This window comes from Paraburkholderia sp. Ac-20342, assembly GCF_017104985.1.
GTDB lineage: Bacteria > Pseudomonadota > Gammaproteobacteria > Burkholderiales > Burkholderiaceae > Paraburkholderia.
The window spans coordinates 35,315-55,715 of sequence record NZ_JAAGPQ010000031.1; the positions used below are offsets into that span (position 1 = coordinate 35,315).

The 20,401-nt window shown below is 63.3% G+C and carries 20 protein-coding genes and 1 tRNA gene; 4 read left to right on the plus strand and 17 right to left on the minus strand.

Annotation, left to right across the window (positions count from 1 at the left end):
* Nucleotides 1–89 precede the first annotated feature (89 nt).
* From G3N58_RS14740 to G3N58_RS14790, 11 genes are all read right to left on the minus strand, one after another.
* Nucleotides 90–1,343 carry an NADH-quinone oxidoreductase subunit D gene (locus G3N58_RS14740; protein WP_167047738.1) on the minus strand — a complete coding sequence of 418 codons (1,254 nt, stop codon included), beginning with the start codon at nucleotides 1,341–1,343 and terminating at the stop codon, nucleotides 90–92.
* Between the two features lie 9 nt (nucleotides 1,344–1,352).
* Nucleotides 1,353–1,955, minus strand: a complete 603-nt coding sequence (locus G3N58_RS14745; protein ID WP_167047741.1) for an NADH-quinone oxidoreductase subunit C — start codon at nucleotides 1,953–1,955, stop codon at nucleotides 1,353–1,355.
* 20 nt (nucleotides 1,956–1,975) lie between these two features.
* Nucleotides 1,976–2,455 (minus strand): NADH-quinone oxidoreductase subunit B, encoded by a 480-nt coding sequence (locus G3N58_RS14750; RefSeq protein ID WP_006052903.1) that lies wholly within the window; start codon nucleotides 2,453–2,455, stop codon nucleotides 1,976–1,978.
* A gap of 63 nt (nucleotides 2,456–2,518) precedes the next feature.
* On the minus strand, nucleotides 2,519–2,878 hold the full coding sequence (locus G3N58_RS14755) for an NADH-quinone oxidoreductase subunit A (RefSeq protein WP_167047744.1): 360 nt from the start codon (nucleotides 2,876–2,878) through the stop codon (nucleotides 2,519–2,521).
* A 159-nt stretch (nucleotides 2,879–3,037) separates the two neighbouring features.
* Nucleotides 3,038–3,122: transfer RNA gene (locus G3N58_RS14760), tRNA-Leu, on the minus strand.
* Nucleotides 3,123–3,234: 112 nt separating this feature from the next.
* Nucleotides 3,235–3,624 carry a preprotein translocase subunit SecG gene (secG, locus tag G3N58_RS14765; protein ID WP_167047747.1) on the minus strand — a complete coding sequence of 130 codons (390 nt, stop codon included), beginning with the start codon at nucleotides 3,622–3,624 and terminating at the stop codon, nucleotides 3,235–3,237.
* Nucleotides 3,625–3,703: 79 nt separating this feature from the next.
* A complete protein-coding gene (gene tpiA / locus G3N58_RS14770) occupies nucleotides 3,704–4,477 on the minus strand; it encodes a triose-phosphate isomerase (protein WP_205999482.1) in 774 nt (257 codons plus the stop codon).
* Nucleotides 4,478–4,638: 161 nt separating this feature from the next.
* The gene (locus G3N58_RS14775; RefSeq protein WP_167283363.1) at nucleotides 4,639–5,655 is read right to left on the minus strand and encodes an NAD(P)H-quinone oxidoreductase; all 1,017 of its coding nucleotides are present in this window, start codon (nucleotides 5,653–5,655) and stop codon (nucleotides 4,639–4,641) included.
* A 150-nt stretch (nucleotides 5,656–5,805) separates the two neighbouring features.
* A complete protein-coding gene (pnp, locus tag G3N58_RS14780) occupies nucleotides 5,806–7,953 on the minus strand; it encodes a polyribonucleotide nucleotidyltransferase (RefSeq protein WP_205988772.1) in 2,148 nt (715 codons plus the stop codon).
* Between the two features lie 344 nt (nucleotides 7,954–8,297).
* On the minus strand, nucleotides 8,298–8,570 hold the full coding sequence (gene rpsO, locus G3N58_RS14785) for a 30S ribosomal protein S15 (protein WP_008920609.1): 273 nt from the start codon (nucleotides 8,568–8,570) through the stop codon (nucleotides 8,298–8,300).
* Nucleotides 8,571–8,783: 213 nt separating this feature from the next.
* Nucleotides 8,784–10,205 carry a branched-chain amino acid ABC transporter substrate-binding protein gene (locus G3N58_RS14790; RefSeq protein WP_205999483.1) on the minus strand — a complete coding sequence of 474 codons (1,422 nt, stop codon included), beginning with the start codon at nucleotides 10,203–10,205 and terminating at the stop codon, nucleotides 8,784–8,786.
* 188 nt (nucleotides 10,206–10,393) lie between these two features.
* On the opposite strand from G3N58_RS14790, the gene G3N58_RS14795 reads away from it, so the two are divergent.
* On the plus strand, nucleotides 10,394–10,945 hold the full coding sequence (locus G3N58_RS14795) for a hypothetical protein (RefSeq protein ID WP_205999484.1): 552 nt from the start codon (nucleotides 10,394–10,396) through the stop codon (nucleotides 10,943–10,945).
* 159 nt (nucleotides 10,946–11,104) lie between these two features.
* Here the strand turns inward: G3N58_RS14795 and G3N58_RS14800 are convergent, their stop codons facing one another.
* The 6 genes from G3N58_RS14800 to G3N58_RS14825 form a co-directional block, all read right to left on the minus strand.
* Entirely contained in the window at nucleotides 11,105–12,658 is a 1,554-nt protein-coding gene (locus G3N58_RS14800) for a 2-isopropylmalate synthase (RefSeq protein ID WP_205999485.1), read from the minus strand.
* Nucleotides 12,659–13,042: 384 nt separating this feature from the next.
* A complete protein-coding gene (gene pssA, locus G3N58_RS14805; protein WP_167047765.1) occupies nucleotides 13,043–13,912 on the minus strand; it encodes a CDP-diacylglycerol--serine O-phosphatidyltransferase in 870 nt (289 codons plus the stop codon).
* A 24-nt stretch (nucleotides 13,913–13,936) separates the two neighbouring features.
* Nucleotides 13,937–14,575, minus strand: coding sequence for a phosphatidylserine decarboxylase (locus G3N58_RS14810; RefSeq protein ID WP_167047768.1), 639 nt, complete (start codon nucleotides 14,573–14,575; stop codon nucleotides 13,937–13,939).
* Between the two features lie 132 nt (nucleotides 14,576–14,707).
* Entirely contained in the window at nucleotides 14,708–15,724 is a 1,017-nt protein-coding gene (gene ilvC / locus G3N58_RS14815) for a ketol-acid reductoisomerase (RefSeq protein ID WP_008920617.1), read from the minus strand.
* A 140-nt stretch (nucleotides 15,725–15,864) separates the two neighbouring features.
* Entirely contained in the window at nucleotides 15,865–16,356 is a 492-nt protein-coding gene (gene ilvN / locus G3N58_RS14820) for an acetolactate synthase small subunit (RefSeq protein WP_167047783.1), read from the minus strand.
* 111 nt (nucleotides 16,357–16,467) lie between these two features.
* Nucleotides 16,468–18,231, minus strand: a complete 1,764-nt coding sequence (locus tag G3N58_RS14825) for an acetolactate synthase 3 catalytic subunit (RefSeq protein WP_167283359.1) — start codon at nucleotides 18,229–18,231, stop codon at nucleotides 16,468–16,470.
* 386 nt (nucleotides 18,232–18,617) lie between these two features.
* On the opposite strand from G3N58_RS14825, the gene G3N58_RS14830 reads away from it, so the two are divergent.
* Genes G3N58_RS14830 through G3N58_RS14840 form a run of 3 tightly spaced genes read left to right on the plus strand, consistent with a single transcriptional unit; the run spans nucleotide 18,618 to nucleotide 20,399 of the window.
* Nucleotides 18,618–19,181, plus strand: a complete 564-nt coding sequence (locus G3N58_RS14830) for an RNA polymerase sigma factor (protein WP_167047789.1) — start codon at nucleotides 18,618–18,620, stop codon at nucleotides 19,179–19,181.
* Nucleotides 19,178–19,612, plus strand: a complete 435-nt coding sequence (locus G3N58_RS14835) for a DUF3619 family protein (RefSeq protein WP_167047792.1) — start codon at nucleotides 19,178–19,180, stop codon at nucleotides 19,610–19,612. Before G3N58_RS14830 ends, G3N58_RS14835 begins: the two co-directional genes overlap by 4 nt.
* Before the next feature lie 16 nt (nucleotides 19,613–19,628).
* Complete coding sequence (locus G3N58_RS14840; RefSeq protein WP_205999486.1) at nucleotides 19,629–20,399, plus strand: DUF3106 domain-containing protein; 771 nt, start codon at nucleotides 19,629–19,631, stop codon at nucleotides 20,397–20,399.
* The last annotated feature ends 2 nt before the right edge of the window (nucleotides 20,400–20,401 follow it).

Consider the following 20,401-nt stretch of genomic DNA (forward strand, 5'->3'; position numbering starts at 1 on the left):
GCCGACATGACACTGCGACAGACCCGGCGTTCCTTTGCTTGACGCGCGTGCCGGTGCGAAAACCGGCCGCGCGCGTCGATGAATACGTCCTAGCGATCCACTTCGCCGAACACGATGTCCTGCGTACCGATGATCGTCACGGCGTCGGCGATCATGTGGCCGCGCGCCATTTCGTCGAGCGCGGACAGGTGCGCATAGCCCGGTGCGCGGATCTTCAGGCGATACGGCTTGTTGGCGCCGTCCGAGATCAGATAGATGCCGAACTCGCCCTTCGGATGTTCGACCGCGGCATACGCTTCGCCTTCAGGCACATGGAAGCCTTCGGTAAACAGCTTGAAGTGGTGGATCAGATCTTCCATGTTCGACTTCATGCCGACGCGCGACGGCGGCGCAACCTTGTGATTGCTCGTCATCACCGGGCCCGGATTCTTGCGCAGCCACTCGATGCACTGCTTCGCGATTCGCGTGGACTGGCGCATTTCTTCGACGCGCACCAGATAGCGGTCGTAGCAGTCGCCGTTCACGCCCACCGGAATGTCGAAATCGAGCTTGTCATAGACTTCGTACGGCTGTTTCTTGCGCAGGTCCCACTCGATGCCCGAACCGCGCAGCATCGCGCCGGTCATACCGAGCTGCAGCGCGCGCTCCGGACTGACCACGCCGATGCCGACCAGACGCTGCTTCCAGATCCGGTTGTCGGTAAGCAGCGTTTCGTATTCGTCGACGCACTTCGGGAAACGCGTAAAGAAGTCGTCGATGAAGTCGAGCAGCGAACCCTGACGAGTCTCGTTCATCTTCGACAACGCCTTCGCATTGCGAATCTTCGACGCCTTGTATTGCGGCATTGCGTCAGGCAGATCGCGATAGACGCCGCCCGGACGATAGTAAGCCGCGTGCATCCGTGCGCCGGACACCGCTTCGTACACGTCCATCAGGTCTTCGCGCTCGCGGAACGCGTACAGGAACACGGCCATCGCGCCGACGTCGAGCGCGTGCGCGCCGATCCACATCAGGTGGTTCAGCACGCGCGTGACTTCGTCGAACAGCACGCGGATGTATTGCGCGCGCAACGGCACGTCGATGCCGAGCAGCTTTTCGATGGCGAGCACGTAGCCGTGCTCGTTGACCATCATCGACACGTAGTCGAGACGGTCCATGTACGGCACCGACTGGATGAACGTCTTGTTTTCGGCGAGCTTTTCAGTCGCGCGATGCAGCAGACCGATATGCGGATCGGCGCGCTGGATGACTTCGCCGTCGAGTTCGAGCACGAGGCGCAGCACGCCGTGCGCTGCCGGATGCTGCGGACCGAAGTTGAGCGTGTAGTTCTTGATCTCTGCCATGGCGTTCCCTTAGTGTTTCAGACCGCCATAGCGATCCTCGCGGATCACGCGCGGCGTGATTTCCCGCGGCTCGATCGTCACCGGCTGATAGACGACGCGCTTCTCTTCCGGGTCGTAACGCATTTCGACGTAACCGGAAACCGGGAAATCCTTACGGAACGGATGACCGATGAAACCATAGTCGGTCAGGATGCGGCGCAGGTCCGGGTGACCCTCAAAGACGATGCCGTAGAGGTCGAACGCTTCGCGCTCGTACCAGTTGACCGAATTCCAGATTTCGACGACCGACGGCAGGATCGGCATGTCGTCGTCCGGCGCGAATACGCGCAGACGCAAACGCCAGTTGTTCTGCACCGACAGCAGTTGCAGCACAGCCGCGAAACGCGGGCCGTCGTAAGCGCCATCGGCATAGGTTTGATAGTCGACGCCGCACAGGTCGATGCACTGCTCGAAACCGAGCGAGCGATCGTCGCGCAGACGCTTTGCCACGTCGAGGTAATCGCTCGCCTTGACGACGATCGTCAACTCACCGATTGCCTCGGTGGTGCTCAACAGGAGGCCGCCAAAGGCCGCCTCGAGGTTCGCTTTCAGGGTCTCGAGTTTGCTTGCCATATTGTGGGGAGGCGTTGGCCTTATTGACGGGCGATGGTGTTGGTGCGGCGAATCTTGGCCTGTAGCTGGATCACGCCGTACACGAGCGCTTCCGCAGTGGGCGGACAGCCCGGCACGTAGACGTCGACCGGGACGATCCGGTCGCAACCGCGCACCACCGAGTACGAGTAGTGATAGTAGCCACCACCGTTCGCGCACGAGCCCATCGAGATCACCCAGCGCGGCTCGGCCATCTGGTCGTAGACCTTGCGCAAAGCGGGCGCCATCTTGTTGCACAGCGTGCCGGCGACGATCATCACGTCCGACTGACGCGGACTCGGACGAAACACCACGCCAAAACGGTCGAGGTCATAACGGGCGGCACCCGCATGCATCATCTCGACCGCACAGCACGCAAGACCGAACGTCATCGGCCACAGCGAGCCGGTACGCGTCCAGTTGATCAGTTTGTCTGCCGTAGTGGTGACAAACCCTTCTTTCAAGACCCCTTCGATACTCATTTGCTTTCCACTCCAGACGGGGTGGCAAGCCTTGGCCACCCACGCAAACCGGCGATTAATCCATCATTCCCAGTCGAGGCCGCCCTTCTTCCAGATATAGGCAAAGCCAAGCAGGAACTCGAGCAGGAAAATCATCATTGCCATGAAACCGGCCCAGCCGATGTCACGCAATGCCACGCCCCACGGAAACAGGAACGCGGTTTCAAGGTCGAAAATAATGAAGAGAATGGCGACGAGGTAGTAGCGCACGTCGAACTTCATGCGCGCATCTTCGAATGCTTCGAAGCCGCACTCGTATGGTGCGTTTTTCTCGGTATCGGGCTTGTTGGGACCGAGGATCTTGCCAATACTGACCAGTGCTACGCCTAAACCGGTGCCCACAAGAAGGAACAGCAAAACGGGGAAATAGGCTGCGAGGTTCAAGACAATCCTCAATCGGTTGGTTCTGAGTGCCGTCAGGAGCATAGCACTACTGACGCTGAATCACTTCCTCAATGCACATGACGCAAGCCAGAAGACCCTACGCCAGAAGCGAAAAATGCCAGCCGAAGCGAAGCAAACGGCTGGCATTTAGATAACATTTGGTGCCGACGGCGAGACTCGAACTCGCACAGCTTTCGCCACTACCCCCTCAAGATAGCGTGTCTACCAATTTCACCACGTCGGCACTCTATGCAATCCGGGAAAACAACTTGTAAAACCCGCGAATCGCTTCAAGACTTGAATTGTAACTTGTTTAAGCAGATTGTTCAACGCACAAAAGCACGTCGCACGAAAATTTATTTCGGAACACCCGTCGCCGGAACCGAAGCGGGCGATGCAGGTGCAGCCGCCTGCGCAGGTGCCGAAACAGCTGCTGGTGCAGATGCGCCGGCAGGCGCCACCGGTGCCGTTACCGCCGCGCCGAGCACGCCAGCAGAAGGCTTCGCGTGATACGCGCCGAGGTAAGTGAGCGCCAGCGTCGTGATGAAAAACACCGCGGCGAGCACTGCCGTGGTACGCGAAAGAAAGTTGGCCGAACCGGTTGCACCGAACAGGCTACCCGATGCGCCACTGCCGAACGCCGCGCCCATGTCGGCACCTTTACCGTGCTGCAGCAGAACGAGTCCGATGACCCCCAGCGCCGACAACAACTGAACGACGATAATCAATGTTTTCAAATACAGCATCACACTCACCCGAGTCTTTATTTAAGCGCGCCGCACACTGCGTGTTGCGCAAAATGGAGTTCCCACCGAGGCGTCCGGCTTAGCTGGCGACGCTCGTTGCGGCCGCCTTGCAGATTGCCAGAAAATCCTGATCTTTCAGTGACGCGCCGCCGATCAGACCGCCGTCGATATCCGGCTGGCGGAACAGCTCTTCCGCGTTTTCCGGCTTGACGCTACCGCCGTACAACAGCGGCACATCCGCCGCGCCCTTTGCCGCGAGGCGCGTACGCAGGAATGCATGCACGGCCTGCGCCTGCCCGGCCGTTGCGCTCCTGCCGGTGCCGATTGCCCAAACCGGCTCGTAAGCGACGACAAGACGGGCCGCATCCTGCGCCGACAGTTTCGCCAGCACTTCATCGAGTTGCGCGCCGACGACCTGCTCGGTCGAGCCGGCTTCGCGCTCTTCGAGCGTTTCGCCCACGCAGACGATCGGCGTCAGACCCGCTTCGAGCGCGCGCTGCGTTTTCACCGCGACCAGCTCGGCGCTTTCGCGATGGTATGCGCGACGCTCCGAGTGCCCGACGATGGCGAGCGTTGCGCCGAAATCCGTGATCATCGGTGCAGCCACTTCGCCGGTATAGGCGCCGTGCGTGAACGCCGAAACGTCCTGCACGCCCCACACGACCCGGCTGCCTTCCAGCAACGATTGCGTCTGGGCCAGATAGACACCCGGCACGCACACGCCAACCCGCACGTCGACCGGCAATTCGCTGGCGCCTTGCGCCACCGCTTGCAATAGCACGGCATTTGCGGCAAGCCGCCCGTGCATCTTCCAGTTACCGACTACCAGTTTGGCTCGTTGTTGCTTCGACATCGTCTCGTATTTCCTGTCTTGCCTACTGTCAGCGGACGCCGCTTGCGGCGGCTTGCGACTCTTGCAGCCTTCACGCCCGCAATCCAACTGTCGGGCTTTATCCGGCGTGCGCAAAACGCGCAATTTTACTGCGTGGGGTGAAACGGGTCAAACCGCCTGTGTCAAGCGTCCTGACCCCACGTCAACACGATCTTGCCGACGTGCGTGCTGCTTTCCATCAGCGCGTGCGCTTCGGCAGCCTGCGCGGCCGGAAACACGCGATGCACGACCGGCCTGATGCGTCCAGCCTCAATATGCGGCCACACGCGCTCCTTCAGTTGCGCGGCGATCCGCGCCTTGAACTCGACCGGCCGCGGACGCAGCGTCGAACCGGTCACCGTCAAACGGCGGCGCATGACCTCATTCAGATTCAATTCCGCTTTCGCGCCACCGAGCATCGCGATCAGCACGAGACGCCCGCCGTCGGCCAGCGCCGAAAGTTCGCGCGGCACGTAGCTGCCCGCCACCATGTCGAGGATCACGTCGACGCCGCGATCGTTGGTCAGCGACCTGATGACCTCAACGAAATCCTCGGTCTTGTAGTTGATCGCCCGCTCGGCGCCCAACGCTTCGCACGCTCGGCATTTTTCGTCCGACCCCGCCGTCGCGAACACGCGAAAACCGAGCGCATGCGCGATCTGGATCGCGGTCACGCCAATCCCGCTCGAGCCGCCCTGCACGAGCAGCGCTTCGTTCGAACCGCCCTCGCCCTGACCGAGCTGCGCGCGATCGAACACGTTGCTCCACACCGTGAAGAAGGTCTCGGGCAGCGACGCCGCCTCGACATCCGCCAGACCCGCCGGCGCCGGCAGACATTGCAGCAGCGGCGCGCTCGCGTATTCCGCGTAGCCGCCGCCCGCCAGCAGCGCGCACACGCGATCGCCGACTTTCAAACCGAACGGGTTGTTCTTCCCGTCGATCGCGCCGCCCACGATCTCGCCCGCCACTTCCAGCCCCGGCAGATCGGACGTACCCGGCGGCGGCGCATAGCTGCCCTTACGCTGAAACACATCCGGACGATTGATGCCCGATGCTGCCACCTTGATCAGCACCTCGCCCGCCTTGGGTTGCGGCATCGGCCGCTCCGCCAGCTTGAGGACCTCAGGCGCACCGAATTCGGTGATTTCGATCGCTTTCATCTGCGTCAGCTCCAAGATTGGATGGTGTTGCCTACCCGTTGCCGCCCTCGGCCCGAGCACCACGCCGCCATTCGAATGCGCAACACGATCCATCCTGCATGAAAAACGGCCGGCGCGCATACGCGCTGCCGGCCGTTGTTTGCTACCGCGTTACTGCGGCGTCGGTTCGCCTTGCGGCGCGCCGTTCGCGGCGTCGTTCAGCAAGGCCTTCGCCGACAGACGCACACGACCCTTCTCGTCCGTCTGGATGACCTTGACCTTCACCTGCTGGCCGTCCTTGAGGTAGTCGTTGATGTCCTTGATGCGCTCGTTGGCGATCTCGGAGATATGCAGCAGACCGTCCTTGCCCGGCAGGATGTTCACGATCGCGCCGAAATCGAGCAGCTTGAGCACGGTGCCTTCGTACACCTGGCCCACTTCGACTTCGAGCGTGATGTTCTCGATGCGCTTCTTCGCTTCGGCCATGCCTTCGCTGCTCGTGCTCGCGATCGTGACGACGCCGTCGTCCGAAATGTCGATCGTCGTGCCGGTTTCCTCGGTCAGCGCGCGGATCACCGAGCCGCCCTTGCCGATCACGTCGCGGATCTTTTCCGGATTGATCTTGATCGTGATCATGCGCGGCGCGAACTCCGACAGTTGCGTGTTCGCACCCGACACCGCCGTGGTCATCTTGCCGAGGATGTGCATGCGGCCTTCCTTCGCCTGCGCGAGCGCGACCTGCATGATTTCCTTCGTGATGCCCTGGATCTTGATGTCCATCTGCAGCGCGGTCACGCCTTGTTCCGTACCCGCGACCTTGAAGTCCATGTCGCCGAGGTGATCTTCGTCGCCGAGGATGTCGGTCAGCACCGCGAAGCGGTTGCCTTCGAGGATCAGGCCCATCGCGATACCGGCGACGTGCGCCTTCATCGGCACGCCGGCGTCCATCAGCGCGAGGCAGCCGCCACACACCGAAGCCATCGACGACGAACCGTTCGACTCGGTGATTTCCGACACGACGCGGATCGAGTAGCCGAATTCGTCGGCGCTCGGCAGGCATGCGACGAGCGCGCGCTTCGCGAGGCGGCCGTGACCGATTTCACGGCGCTTCGGCGAACCGACGCGGCCCGTTTCGCCTGTCGCGAACGGCGGCATGTTGTAGTGAAGCATGAAGCGTTCGCGGTACTCGCCTTCGAGCGCGTCGATGCTCTGCTCGTCGCCCTTCGTGCCGAGCGTCGCGACCACCAGCGCCTGGGTCTCGCCGCGCGTGAACAGCGCCGAGCCGTGGGTACGCGGCAGCACGCCGGTGCGGATTTCGATCGGGCGTACGGTGCGCGTGTCGCGGCCGTCGATACGCGGCTCGCCGTTCAGGATCTGCGTACGGACGATCTTCGCTTCGATGTCGAACAGCACATTGCCGACCGACGCCTTGTCGGCCGCCACGGTGCCGGCTGCCGCCGCGTCTTCCTCGAGCTTCGCCGAGGTGGCCGCGTAGACTTCCTTCAGCTTGGTCGAACGAGCCTGCTTGTCGCGGATCTGGTAAGCGGCGAGCAGATCGGCTTGCGCGAGTTCCGTCACGCGCGAGATCAGCGCTTCGTTCTTCGGCGCCGGCTGCCAGTCCCACTCGGGCTTGCCGCCTTCGCGGACCAGTTCGTGGATCGCATCGATCGCGATCTGCATCTGCTCATGACCGAACACGACGGCGCCGAGCATCACGTCTTCGCTCAGCTGCTGCGCTTCCGATTCGACCATCAGCACCGCGCGTTCCGTACCGGCGACGACGAGGTCGAGCGCCGATTCCTTCATCTGCGGACGCGTCGGGTTCAGCACGTATTCGTTGTTGATGTAGGCCACACGCGCCGCACCGACCGGGCCGTTGAACGGCAGGCCGGACACCGCGAGCGCCGCCGACGCGCCGATCAGCGCGGGGATGTCGGCGGGGATTTCCGGATTCAGCGACAGCACGTGAATCACGACCTGCACTTCGTTGTAGAAGCCTTCCGGGAAGAGCGGACGCAGCGGGCGGTCGATCAGGCGCGAAATCAGCGTTTCGCCTTCCGACGGACGGCCTTCGCGGCGGAAGAAGCCGCCCGGAATCTTGCCGGCGGCGTAGGTCTTTTCGAGGTAATCGACGGTCAGCGGGAAGAAGTCCTGGCCCGGCTTGGCGGTCTTGGCGCCGACCACGGTAGCCAGCACGACGGTGTCTTCGACATCGACAATCACCGCGCCGCTCGCTTGGCGAGCGATTTCACCGGTTTCGAGGCGAACGGTGTGCTGCCCCCACTTAAACTCTTTGACGATCTTATTGAACATAGTCATTGCTTTTCCTCATCGTAATGCCGCGCGGACCGGAAGCGGCGCGGCAACGCCGGGGCCGGCGCCGCATGGGAAGAGTCGTGTTATGCCATTCCAGAGAACCGCGCTGCACGAATACGCGCGACCCGCTGGAATGACACAAAACTCCGCCCTGAAGCCCGGCCATGTTTTTATTACTGTTTCTCTACTGCTGCTTTGCTGCCGATACTGCCCTGCCTGTGAACGCCGCGCGAACCGGCATACGCCGCGAATCACAGACGGCGCGCATCACATGAAGCGCGCCGCGCAAAAACAAAATGCCTGTATCAGCGAAACTGACACAGGCATCTTGCTGAACGACTGGCCGATTACTTACGCAGACCCAGCTTTTCGATCAGGCTGCGGTAACGGTCCGCGTCCTTACCCTTCAGGTAGTCGAGCAGCTTGCGACGGCGGCTCACCATGCGCAGCAGACCGCGGCGGCTGTGGTGATCCTTCGTGTGCTCCTTGAAGTGGGAGGTCAGTTCGTTGATGCGGGTCGTGAGCAGCGCGACCTGAACTTCGGGGGAGCCGGTATCGTTAGCTGCGCGTGCGAATTGCGCGACGACTTCGGACTTCTTGCTTGCTTCAACTGCGGACATATCAATTTCCTTGATGACTGGACAGGCGGTCACGGAAGAAAGGCCGTGCCGTGGATTACCCGTTTCAAAAAATTTACTGAGTTCTCCCGTTTGCGACTGAATCAGGACCCAGCCCCATAACGGGACGCGTATTGTAGCACAGTGCGTTCCGGCCGCGAAACCTAGGCTGGCGCGCGGACCGGGCGCCGCGCGAGACCATGCGAGACCGGCCACTCAAGGCCGCCGCATCCTGCAGACGGTCGGCGCGATCGTGCGCTCGGCCGGCAGCGCCAACACCGTGCGGAATCCGTAGCCGGAGCCTTCGTTGTCGAAACGCACGCCCGGTGTGCCGGCTTTGTCCATTCCCATCACGTAGAGGGGCTGGATCAGCTGATGGTCGTCGGCGCGCATCCACGACGCGTGAAAGCCGTTGTCGAAACGGATGCCTTCGAGCGCCTTCGCGACCGCCGTCGGATCGGCACTGCCGGCGCGCGTCATCGCAGCGGCGAGCGTTTCGATCATCAGCGGCATGCGCAGCACCGGGTAGTCGTCCTGCGCGGCCGGAAAGCGCGCGCGGAACGCCGCATACCACGCGTCCGAGGCCGCGCCGCCCGCGTTCGGATGCCAATCGGCCACCGCGATCACATGACCCACGCCCGCGTCGCCGAGCGCCGCCGGCGCGCCGAGGCTGTTGCCGTAGAACGTATAGAACTTCGTGTCGAGGCCCTGCTCGCGCGCCGCCTTGACGAGCAGCGTCAGGTCGTTGCCCCAGTTGCCGGTGATCACCGCGTCCGCGCCGCTCGCGCGAATCTTCGCGATATAGGGCGCGAAATCCTTCACGCGGCCGATCGGATGAAATTCATCGCCGACCACCGCGATGTCCGGGCGCTTCGCCGCGAGCGTCGAGCGCGCGAGGCTGCTCACGTCATGGCCGAAGCTGTAATCCTGGTTCAGCAGATAGACCTTTTTCACGGCCTTGTCGCGCTCGATCACGTCGGCGAGCGCGGCCATGCGCATGCCCGCGTGCGCGTCGAAACGGAAGTGCCAGAAGCTGCAGTCCGCGTTGGTGAGCGCGGGGTCGTCGGCGGAATAGTTGAGGAACAGTTCGCGATTGTCCGGCTCGCGGCTGTTCTGCTTGTCGATCGCACCGATCAGCGCGGCCGCGACCGCCGAACTGTTGCCCTGCACGATGTAGCCGATATGGCGATCGGCGGCCGCGCGCAGTTGCGTGAGCGCTTCCTCGGTGCTGCCCTTGCTGTCGAGCACGACCAGTTCGAACGGATGCGCGCCGTCCGGGAGCTTCACGCCGCCGCTCGCATTCACCTGCTCGACACCGAAGCGCAGATTGCGCTCGACCGCCGCACCGGCATTCGCGAACGGACCGGACATGCCTTCGATCAGCGCAAGCTGGATCGGCTTGCCGGTGGGTTTGCCGGCGGACATGCCGGCTGCGTTGCTTGCAGACCTGCTCGTCGGTTTGCCCACCGCGCCCACGCCCGGCGTGACGGCCGCCGCCGTCACACTCGCGACCTGACCGGCCGCTGAACCTGCCGAACCCGCCGCGACTGTCGCCACTGCACGAGCCGCGCTCGCCCCCGCCACCATCGAAACCGCCGTGAACGCCACCGCGGCTGCCGCCCGTTGCCAGATCGCCATCGTTACTGTCCCGCCTGAATCTTCGAAGCGCGGATCATAGGACGCCGCGCACGGAATAGGCAAGCCGGCGCATCCGTTACCGTTCTGCTGGCGGATCATCACGAAGCGCAGGTCTTTTGCGACAGCGCGTGTCAAAATAAAGCGTCTCGATGATAAAAACCGCTACTCAAACGCCATCGGAGGAATCCATGCCGAATCACCACCGCCGCGCGGCAGCCTCGATCGCGGCACCCGCCGGCATGCGCCTGCGCCGTGCCGCGCTGGTCTGTATGAGCGCGCTGGCGCTTGCCGGCTGCGCGCAACCCTGGCAGCAATATCAGCCGGGTGCGGACGTATCGACGGTCATCGCGCGCCTCGGTCCGCCGCGCGAAACCTACGATCTGCCCGACGGCGGCAAGCGCCTGATGTGGCCGACCCAGCCGATGGGCGAAACCACCACCGCCGCCGACATCGATGCGGCCGGCAAGATCGTCAACATGCGCCAGGTGCTGCAGCCGAATGAGTTCTACCGCGCCGAGATCGGCAAATGGACGCGCAGCGACGTGCTCGTGAACTTCGGCCGACCGGTCGAAACGGCGTACTTCCCGCTCATGAAGCGCGAGGTCTGGACGTATCGCTACCTCGAAGACAACGTCTGGTACATGCTCTACAGCTTCTATTTCGACGACCAGGGCATCCTGCGGCTCACGCAGAAAACGCCGGACCCGTTGCACGACCCGGATCGCCGCAGCCTGTTCTGAGCGAGGCTCCGCGCGCCGCGGGGTTAGCCGCGGCACGCGCAACGCAGTACCGCAACAACGTAACGATCCTCGCCGCCCCCCCTTCCAGAACCACCGCGCCAAAAAAGAAGCCCCGTGCACTGAACCGCACGGGGCTTCTGCATTACGGCACGCGCGCAATCACACGCCTTCCGAGCGCTGCGGATTCAGCTTGTCCGTATTCGAATACAGCTTGTTGAGCGCCGAGATATAAGCCTTCGCCGATGCCGCGACGATATCGGGATCGGTGCCCACGCCATTGACGATGCGCCCGCTCCTCGACAGCCGCACCGTCACCTCGCCCTGCGCCTGGGTGCCGGTCGTGATCGCGTTGACCGAGTACAGCAGCAGTTCCGAGCCGCTGCCCACTTCCGTTTCGATCGCGTTGAGCGTCGCATCGACGGGGCCGTTGCCGCGCGCCTCGCCGGTGATCTCCTTGCCCTCGACCGAGAACACGACCTTCGCATGCGGCTGCTCGCCGGTTTCCGAGTGCTGCGACATCGACAGGAATTTGTAGTGCTCCTTCTCCTGCGCCTGCGCCGATTCCTCGTTGACGATCGCGATAATGTCCTCGTCGAAGATTTCCGCCTTGCGGTCGGCCAGTTCCTTGAAGCGCGCGAAAGCGGCGTTCAGTTCGGCCTCGCTATCGAGCGCGATGCCGAGTTCCTGCAAACGCTGCTTGAACGCGTTGCGGCCCGACAGCTTGCCGAGCACGATCTTGTTCGCGGTCCAGCCCACGTCTTCGGCGCGCATGATTTCGTAGGTGTCGCGCGCCTTCAGCACGCCGTCCTGATGGATGCCCGACGCATGCGCGAACGCGTTCGCGCCGACCACCGCCTTGTTCGGCTGCACGACGAAACCGGTGATCTGCGAGACGAGCTTCGAGGCCGGCACGATCTGCGTCGTGTCGAGACCGACGTCGAGGCCGAAGTAATCCTTGCGGGTCTTCACCGCCATCACGATTTCTTCGAGCGAGGTATTGCCCGCGCGCTCGCCGAGACCGTTGATCGTGCACTCGACCTGACGCGCGCCGCCAAGCTGCACGCCGGCGAGCGAATTCGCCACCGCCATGCCGAGGTCGTTATGGCAATGCACCGAGAACACCGCCTTGTGCGAGTTCGGAATGCGTTCGCGCAGCGTCTTGACGAGCTGGCCGTACAGTTCCGGCACGCCGTAGCCGACCGTGTCCGCGATGTTGATCGTGGTCGCACCCTCGGCGATCACCGCTTCGAGCACGCGGCACAGGAAGTCCATGTCGGAGCGGCTGCCGTCTTCGGGCGAGAACTCGACGTCGTCGGTGAATTTGCGCGCGAAACGCACCGCGAGTTTCGCCTGCTCGAACACCTGCTCCGGCGTCATGCGCAGCTTCTTTTCCATGTGCAGCGGCGACGTCGCGATGAACGTGTGGATGCGGAAGTGATCGGCCGGCTTGAGCGCGTCGGCGGCGCGCTGGATGTCCTTGTCGTTCGCGCGCGCGAGCGAGCAGACCGCGCTGTCCTTCACGAGGCCCGCGATCGTGTGGATCGCGTCGAAGTCGCCGTTCGAGCTGGCCGCGAAGCCGGCTTCGATCACGTCGACTTTCATCCGCTCGAGTTGCTTGGCGATGCGGATCTTTTCTTCCTTCGTCATCGATGCCCCCGGCGATTGCTCGCCGTCGCGCAACGTGGTGTCGAAAATGATCAGTTTGTCGGACATATCGGGCCTCCTCGGGAGTCGTTCGGATGTGGGGATAGGATGTTTGATTCGGCGATTGGCGTGGCCGCTCGCGAGGCACGTTTGCGAAGGTCGCGACCGACGCGGACGGAGCGCAGCAGCGCATCGAGGCGAGAATGAAGCATGGCGGCGCGGCGCTCGGCTCGATGACGAGGCGCGGGCCGAGCCCGGACGGCCACGCAAAACGCACTTATCCGACGACTATAGCGGCATTCAACGGGCCGCGCAATGCGCGCCGGAGCGGCCCGCGGCGGGGTCGGCGCAGGGCTCCGCAGCAGGCTGCACGCGTAGGCCGGGAAACGAAAAACGGCAGCCCTCGGGCTGCCGTTTTCTCATGACGCCGACGCGCCAGCGCGGGCTCAAACCTTACCGGTCGCGCGTCGCCGAGCGCGCCGGATTGGCCCTGCCGCGCACCGCCTGATAAGCCCAGAACACGTAGCCGGACAGACCGTACAGCACGAACAGGCCGAACAGCATCAGCGGCGGATCGGACGACACGAGCACGAACGCGACCACCACGAGCAGGATCACGCCGAACGGCACGCGATGCCGCACGTCGAGCGCCTTGCCGCTGTAGAACGGTGCGTTCGACACCATCGTCACGCCCGCGTAGATGGTCAGCACGAAGGCGACCCACGGCAACCAGACGAGCTTCAGCGGCACGCGGTTGTCAGTGGCGAGCCACACGAAACCGGCGATCAGCGCCGCTGCGGCCGGGCTCGGCATGCCCTGGAAGAAACGCTTGTCGACCACGCCGATGTTCGTGTTGAAACGCGCGAGCCGCAGCGCCGCGCCCGAGCAATAGACGAACGCCGCGAGCCAGCCCCAGCGGCCGAGGTCTTTCAGGACCCACTCGTACATGACGAGCGCCGGCGCGACGCCGAACGACACCATGTCCGACAGGCTGTCGAACTGCTCGCCGAAGGCGCTTTGCGTATGCGTCATGCGCGCGACGCGGCCGTCCATGCCGTCGAGCACCATCGCGACGAAGATCGCGATCGCCGCGATTTCGAAGCGTACGTTCATCGCCTGCACGACGGCGAAGAAGCCGCAGAACAGCGCCGCCGTGGTGAACGCGTTCGGCAGCAGATAGATACCGCGTTTTCTGAGGAACTGCTGACGCTGCGCGCGCCGGCTCTCGACAGCCGACGGCTCCGTCACGATCGGCTTGTTGCGGCGAAACGGCCGTGGCAGCGGTCCGTTGTTACGGGGTCGACGCGGTTTGAATGCGGCCATTCGGACAACCTCCTGTATGCCGCTTTACAGCTCGGCGAGGATCGTGGACGACGCCGACACCTTCTCGCCGATCGACACGCGCGGACGGCTGCCCACCGGCAGATACACGTCGACGCGCGAACCGAAGCGGATGAACCCGTAACGCTGGCCGCGCGTAAGCGGCTCGCCGGCACGGACGTAGCAGAGAATGCGCCGCGCGATCAGCCCGGCGATCTGCACCGAGGTCACGGTCTGGCCGCCGGCCATTTCGATCACGATCGCATTGCGCTCGTTTTCGAGCGAGGCTTTATCGACCGCCGCATTCAGATAGGCGCCCGGAAAGTATTCGACCTTCGAGATCGCGCCGTCGACCGGCGAGCGCTGCGAGTGGACGTTGAACACGTTCATGAACACGCTGATCTTCAGCGCTTCGCGATTCGCATAAGGGTCATGCGCGGTTTCGACCGCGACGATGCGGCCGTCGGCGGGACACAGCACCGCGTTGGCCTGGGTCGGAATCGGACGGGCCGGGTCGCGGAAGAACTGCACGACGAACAACAGGATCAGCCAGAAGATCCACGCAATGCCGAACCCCGCGAAGGCGTGAACCAGTAAGGCAACGACGGCCGCGATGGCGATGAACGGCCAGCCTTCTCGCGCGATGATCGGATGAGGGTAATTCATGGATGGCTTCTGTGTTTTTGTAAAACCGTAGGATAGCAAAAGCCGCCCAGGGTTCAGCACCCTTGGACGGCTTTTTGACTGGTCCGGCCGCCGCGCCGAAGCGCCGCGCCGGACCTCGTTGCGTCGCGACGCTTAGTTCTTCGACTGGTCGACGAGCTTGTTCTTCGCGATCCACGGCATCATCGCGCGCAGCTTCGAGCCGACCTGCTCGATCTGGTGCTCGGCCGTCAGGCGGCGGCGCGATTGCAGCGTCGGTGCGCCAGCCTTGTTCTCGATGATGAAGCTCTTCGCGTACTCGCCGGTCTGGATGTCGGTCAGCACAGCCTTCATCGCCTTCTTCGTTTCGGCGGTCACGATGCGCGGACCCGTCACGTACTCGCCGTACTCGGCGTTGTTCGAGATCGAGTAGTTCATGTTCGCGATGCCGCCTTCGTAGATCAGGTCGACGATCAGCTTCAGTTCGTGCAGGCACTCGAAGTACGCCATTTCCGGCGCGTAACCCGCTTCGACCAGCGTTTCGAAGCCGGCCTTGATCAGGTCGACGGTACCGCCGCACAGCACGGCCTGCTCGCCGAACAGGTCGGTTTCGGTTTCTTCGCGGAAGTTCGTTTCGATGATGCCGGCACGGCCGCCGCCGTTAGCCGCTGCATACGACAAAGCGATGTCGCGCGCTGCGCCCGACTTGTCCTGGGCAACCGCGATCAGGTGCGGCACGCCGCCACCTTGCGAGTAGGTGCCGCGCACCGTGTGGCCCGGTGCCTTCGGCGCGATCATGATGACGTCGAGGTCGGCGCGCGGGATCACCTGGCCGTAGTGCACGTTGAAGCCGTGCGCGAACGCGAGCGCCGCGCCCTGCTTGATGTTCGCGTGAACTTCCTTCGCGTACACGTCGGCGATCTGCTCGTCCGGCAGCAGCATCATGACGACGTCCGCGCCCTTGACCGCTTCCGCGACTTCCTTCACTTGCAGGCCGGCGTTCTCGGCCTTGCTCCACGATGCGCCGCCCTTGCGCAGACCGACCGTGATGTTCACGCCGCTTTCCTTCAGGTTCAGCGCGTGCGCATGGCCTTGCGAGCCATAGCCGATGATGGTGACCTGCTTGCCCTTGATGAGGGAGAGATCGGCGTCCTTGTCGTAGAAAACTTTCATGTCGGTTCCTTGGCTAGATTCGATGATTCAGGAAATTCAGGTACTGCGAATAATGTGCTGCGAGCCGGGTTCGAAGTGAGCTGCCGGGCCTTATGATCGTGACGCCAGCTCACGGCGTCGAAACAGGAAAGCGCCGCGTATCAGACCTTCAGGATGCGCTCGCCGCGCCCGATGCCCGAGCCGCCCGTGCGGACCGTCTCGAGAATCGCCGTGGAATCGAGCCCTTCGATGAAGGCGTCGAGCTTGTCGCTCGCCCCCGTCAGTTCGATCGTGTAGGTCTTTTCGGTGACGTCGATGATGCGGCCGCGGAAAATATCCGACATCCGCTTCATCTCCTCACGCTCCTTGCCGACCGCCCTCACCTTGATCAGCATCAGCTCGCGCTCGATGTGGGCGCCCTCGGTAAGGTCGACCACTTTCACCACCTCGATCAGGCGGTTCAGATGCTTCGTGATCTGTTCGATCACGTCGTCCGAGCCAATGGAGACGATGGTCATGCGCGACAGCGAACGGTCTTCGGTCGGAGCCACCGTCAAGGTTTCGATGTTGTAGCCGCGTGCCGAGAAAAGCCCCACCACGCGCGACAGCGCGCCCGGTTCGTTTTCCAGCAGGACGGAAATGATGTGTCTCATGTTTCGCTTCTTCCAGATGTTTTGTCGATGTCCGCGAGCGGAGCGGCGCCGCTTCGTTTGCCCTCGCCCTTTTTGAAGGCGCGCATGACGAAGCCGGCGGCCTGGCCGTCGTTATAGATCTTCCGAACCCATGAGCATCTCGGTGATGCCCTTGCCGGCCTGAACCATCGGCCAGACGTTTTCGGTCGGATCGGTCTGGAAGTCGAGAAACACCGCGCGATCCTTGAGGCGCAACGCTTCCTTCAGCGCCGGCTCGACATCGGCCGTGCGCTCGATGCGCATGCCGACGTGGCCGTACGCTTCGGCGAGCTTCACGAAATCGGGCAGCGCATCCATGTACGAATGCGAATAGCGCTTGCTGTATTCGATCTGCTGCCACTGGCGCACCATGCCCAGATAGCGGTTATTCAGCGAAAGAATCTTGACCGGGAGGTCGTACTGCTTGCAGGTCGACAGCTCCTGGATGCACATCTGGATCGAGCCTTCGCCCGTGATGCACAGCACGTCGTCGTTCGGGTGCGCCATCTTCACGCCCATCGCGGCCGGCAGGCCGAAGCCCATCGTGCCGAGGCCGCCGGAGTTGATCCAGCGACGCGGCTTGTTGAACTTATAGAACTGCGCGGCCCACATCTGGTGCTGGCCGACGTCGGAACACACGAAGGCATTGCCGTCGGTCAGCTCCCATGCCTTTTCGACCACGTACTGCGGCTTGATGACGTCGCTCTTGCGGTCGAACTTGAGGCAGTCTTTCGCGCGCCAGCCTTCGATGTCCTTCCACCAGTCGGCGAGCGCCACGGTGTCCGGGCCATGCTCGGCCGTCTGCAACTGTTCGATCAGCTCCTTCAGCACTTCCTTCACGTCGCCGACGATCGGAATGTCGACCTTGACGCGCTTGGAAATGGAGGAAGGATCGATGTCGATATGGATGATCTTGCGCGGCCGCGAGGCGAAGTGCGCCGGGTCGCCGATCACGCGGTCGTCGAAGCGCGCACCGATCGCGATCAGCACGTCGCAGTGCTGCATCGCCATGTTGGCTTCGTACGTGCCGTGCATGCCGAGCATGCCGAGGAATTTCTTGTCGCTCGAACGGTAGCCGCCCAGACCCATCAGCGTGTTGGTGACCGGATAGCCGAGCAGATCGGCGAACTGGTTCAGCTCGCGCGAGGCGTCCGCGAGAATGATGCCGCCGCCGGTGTAGATGTACGGGCGCTTCGCCGACAGCAGCAGCGAGACCGCCTTGCGGATCTGACCGGAGTGGCCCTTCGTGACGGGGTTGTACGAGCGCAGCGACACGCTTCTGATCGGCTCGTACTGGCACGGCGCCTTCGACACGTCCTTCGGAATGTCGATCAGCACGGGGCCAGGGCGGCCGGTACGGGCAATGTAGAACGCTTTCTTGACGGTGGCGGCGAGATCGCGCACGTCCTTCACAAGGAAGTTGTGCTTCACGCAGGGACGCGTGATACCGACCGTGTCGCACTCCTGGAACGCATCCTGACCGATCGCGGCAGTCGGCACCTGGCCGCTGATCACCACCATCGGGATCGAATCCATGTAGGCGGTGGCGATTCCGGTCACCGCATTGGTGACACCGGGGCCGGACGTCACGAGACATACGCCGACCTTGCCGGTGGAACGCGCATAGGCGTCGGCAGCATGCACGGCAGCCTGTTCGTGGCGCACGAGCACATGCTGGAATTTGTCCTGCTTGTACAGCTCGTCGTAAATGTAGAGTACCGAGCCGCCGGGATAGCCCCAGATGAACTCGACGTCTTCGTCGGCCAGTGCCTTCATGAGCACGGTGGCGCCGATAGAGTCGGCTTCGTGGGGAGGGGTCGTATCCGACGTGGAGAATTCCGCGCTGGGCATATTCATTGATTGACCTTTCGAATTTTCGGCAAAAAATTGATCGGGTGCTCTCTGCCGGGCTCGTGACTCGGGTTCAAGCGGCGCGTCCAGTTGACAGGCGGGCTTCTTGGGCCACACCTCAATTGAGACAACTCACTTATGTTGCGAACCAGCGACAATAGCGGCTGACGCGCCCGCGGTCAAGCAAATATTGCCTCAGGCTTGTGCGTCGATTCGGAAAAATGCCCGCAATGACCGCGACGATTCGCACGGCGCGCAATCCCGCAACCGTCATGCAAATGCAAGCCGAAGCACGTTTCACCCCTCGCCACGCAAAAGTTTGTTAGCATCCGCGAGTTTTACGACATTTTTCGACCGATTACGCGCACGCCCGCTGCGCCGACCTCACACGGATGGCATCAGACAAGGAACTCGCCGATTTTCTGGCGGGCGTCGAAAGGCGCGCATTCAAGCAGACGGTCTACGCCGTGCGGGACGACGACGCCTCGCTCGACATCGTGCAGGACGCGATGATCAAGCTCGCCGAAAAGTACGGCGATCGTCCGGCGGCCGAGTTGCCGCTGCTGTTTCAGCGTATTCTGCAGAATGCGATGCACGACTATTTCCGTCGTGCGAAAGTACGCAATACGTGGATCAGCCTGTTCTCGTCGCTCGGCAATGCGGACGACGACGAATTCGATCCGCTGGAGACGTTCGAGGCCGAGGCCGGTTCGGCCGGTGCCGAGAGCAACGAGCAGAAGCTCGAGCGCGAACAGGTCCTGCAGTTGATCGACGACGAGATCCAGAAATTACCGGCACGTCAACGGGAGGCGTTTCTCATGCGTTATTGGGAGGATATGGATGTCGCCGAGACTGCCGCCGCAATGGGCTGTTCCGAAGGCAGCGTGAAAACGCACTGCTCCCGGGCCACCCACACGCTGGCGCAAGCGCTCAAGGCCAAAGGAATCACGCTATGAGCTCCCTTGAAACCCGAGAACTCGAGTTCGCGCGCGAAATGCGCCGCGCGCTCGACGAAAACACCGCCAATCTCTCCCCCGCCACCGTCGACCGGCTCGCCACGGCACGCCGCGCGGCACTCGCGCGCAAGAAGCCCGAGCCCGTCAGCGCGCCGTCGTTCGTGCCCGCGTTCGCCGGCATGCCGGCCGGGATGGCCAACCTGTCGGGAAGCGGCTTCAGGCAGCCGCGCCACCGTTCGCCGCTGCGCCGCTTCGCGCTCGCGTGGCCGCTCGCCGCGCTGCTGGTGAGCCTCGTCGGCATTGCGTACTGGGAAGACCACCAGCGCACCGCCGAACTCGCCGATATAGACGCCGCCATGCTGAGCGACGACCTGCCGCTCAATGCCTACCTTGACCACGGTTTCAACGCGTATCTTTCACGCGCCCACTGAGCGGGAGATTTCTCGGGTGAGTTACAAGCGCGGCCTGGCCGTTGTTTTCGGATGCACGATCGCGGCCCTGGTGTCGTTTGCCGCGACGTACCCGCGCTTTCATCCGGGCCCGGCAGCCCCGGCCAGCCCCTCGGCCGGCAACAACGCCACAGCGAAAGCCCCCGCCCCCACGCTGTCCGTCGAATTGCCCGGCCTGCCCGGCAACAACAGTCCGCTTGCATGGGCGCGCCTGAGCGCCGCCGAGCATGTCGCGCTCGCGCCGTTCGCCTCCGAATGGGATTCGTTTAGCGACGAGCGCAAGCGCAATTGGGTCAAGATCGCATCGCGTTACGCGAAGATGTCGCCTGATGCGCAAAAACGCCTGCACGAGCGCATGAGCGAATGGGTCCGCATGACGCCGGATCAGCGGCGTGTCGCGCGCGAGAACTACCAGGTATCGAAGGAATTGCCGCGCGAAGCCCGCCAGAACGCGTGGAAGGCGTATCAGCAACTGCCCGAGGACCTGAAGGAACGGCTGGCCGCCAGCGAGCACAAACGCCGGCCGAGCGTCGTCAGCGCGCCGCCGTCGGCGCGTAACGAGCTCAAGGGTATCGACCGCCTCGTCAACGCGCGCGAACATGGCGGCGCGAGCGAGGCGGCAGCGGCGAGCGCCGCGGCGGCCGCATCGTCGCCGGGAACGAGCGCGCTGCCGTCGCCGCCCGCGATTCCGGCGGCGGGCAGTTTCGTGCCGGCGACGCCGGTGCCGGTATCGCCGGCCGAAGCGCCGTCGATCTTCAACGGCTCCTGATC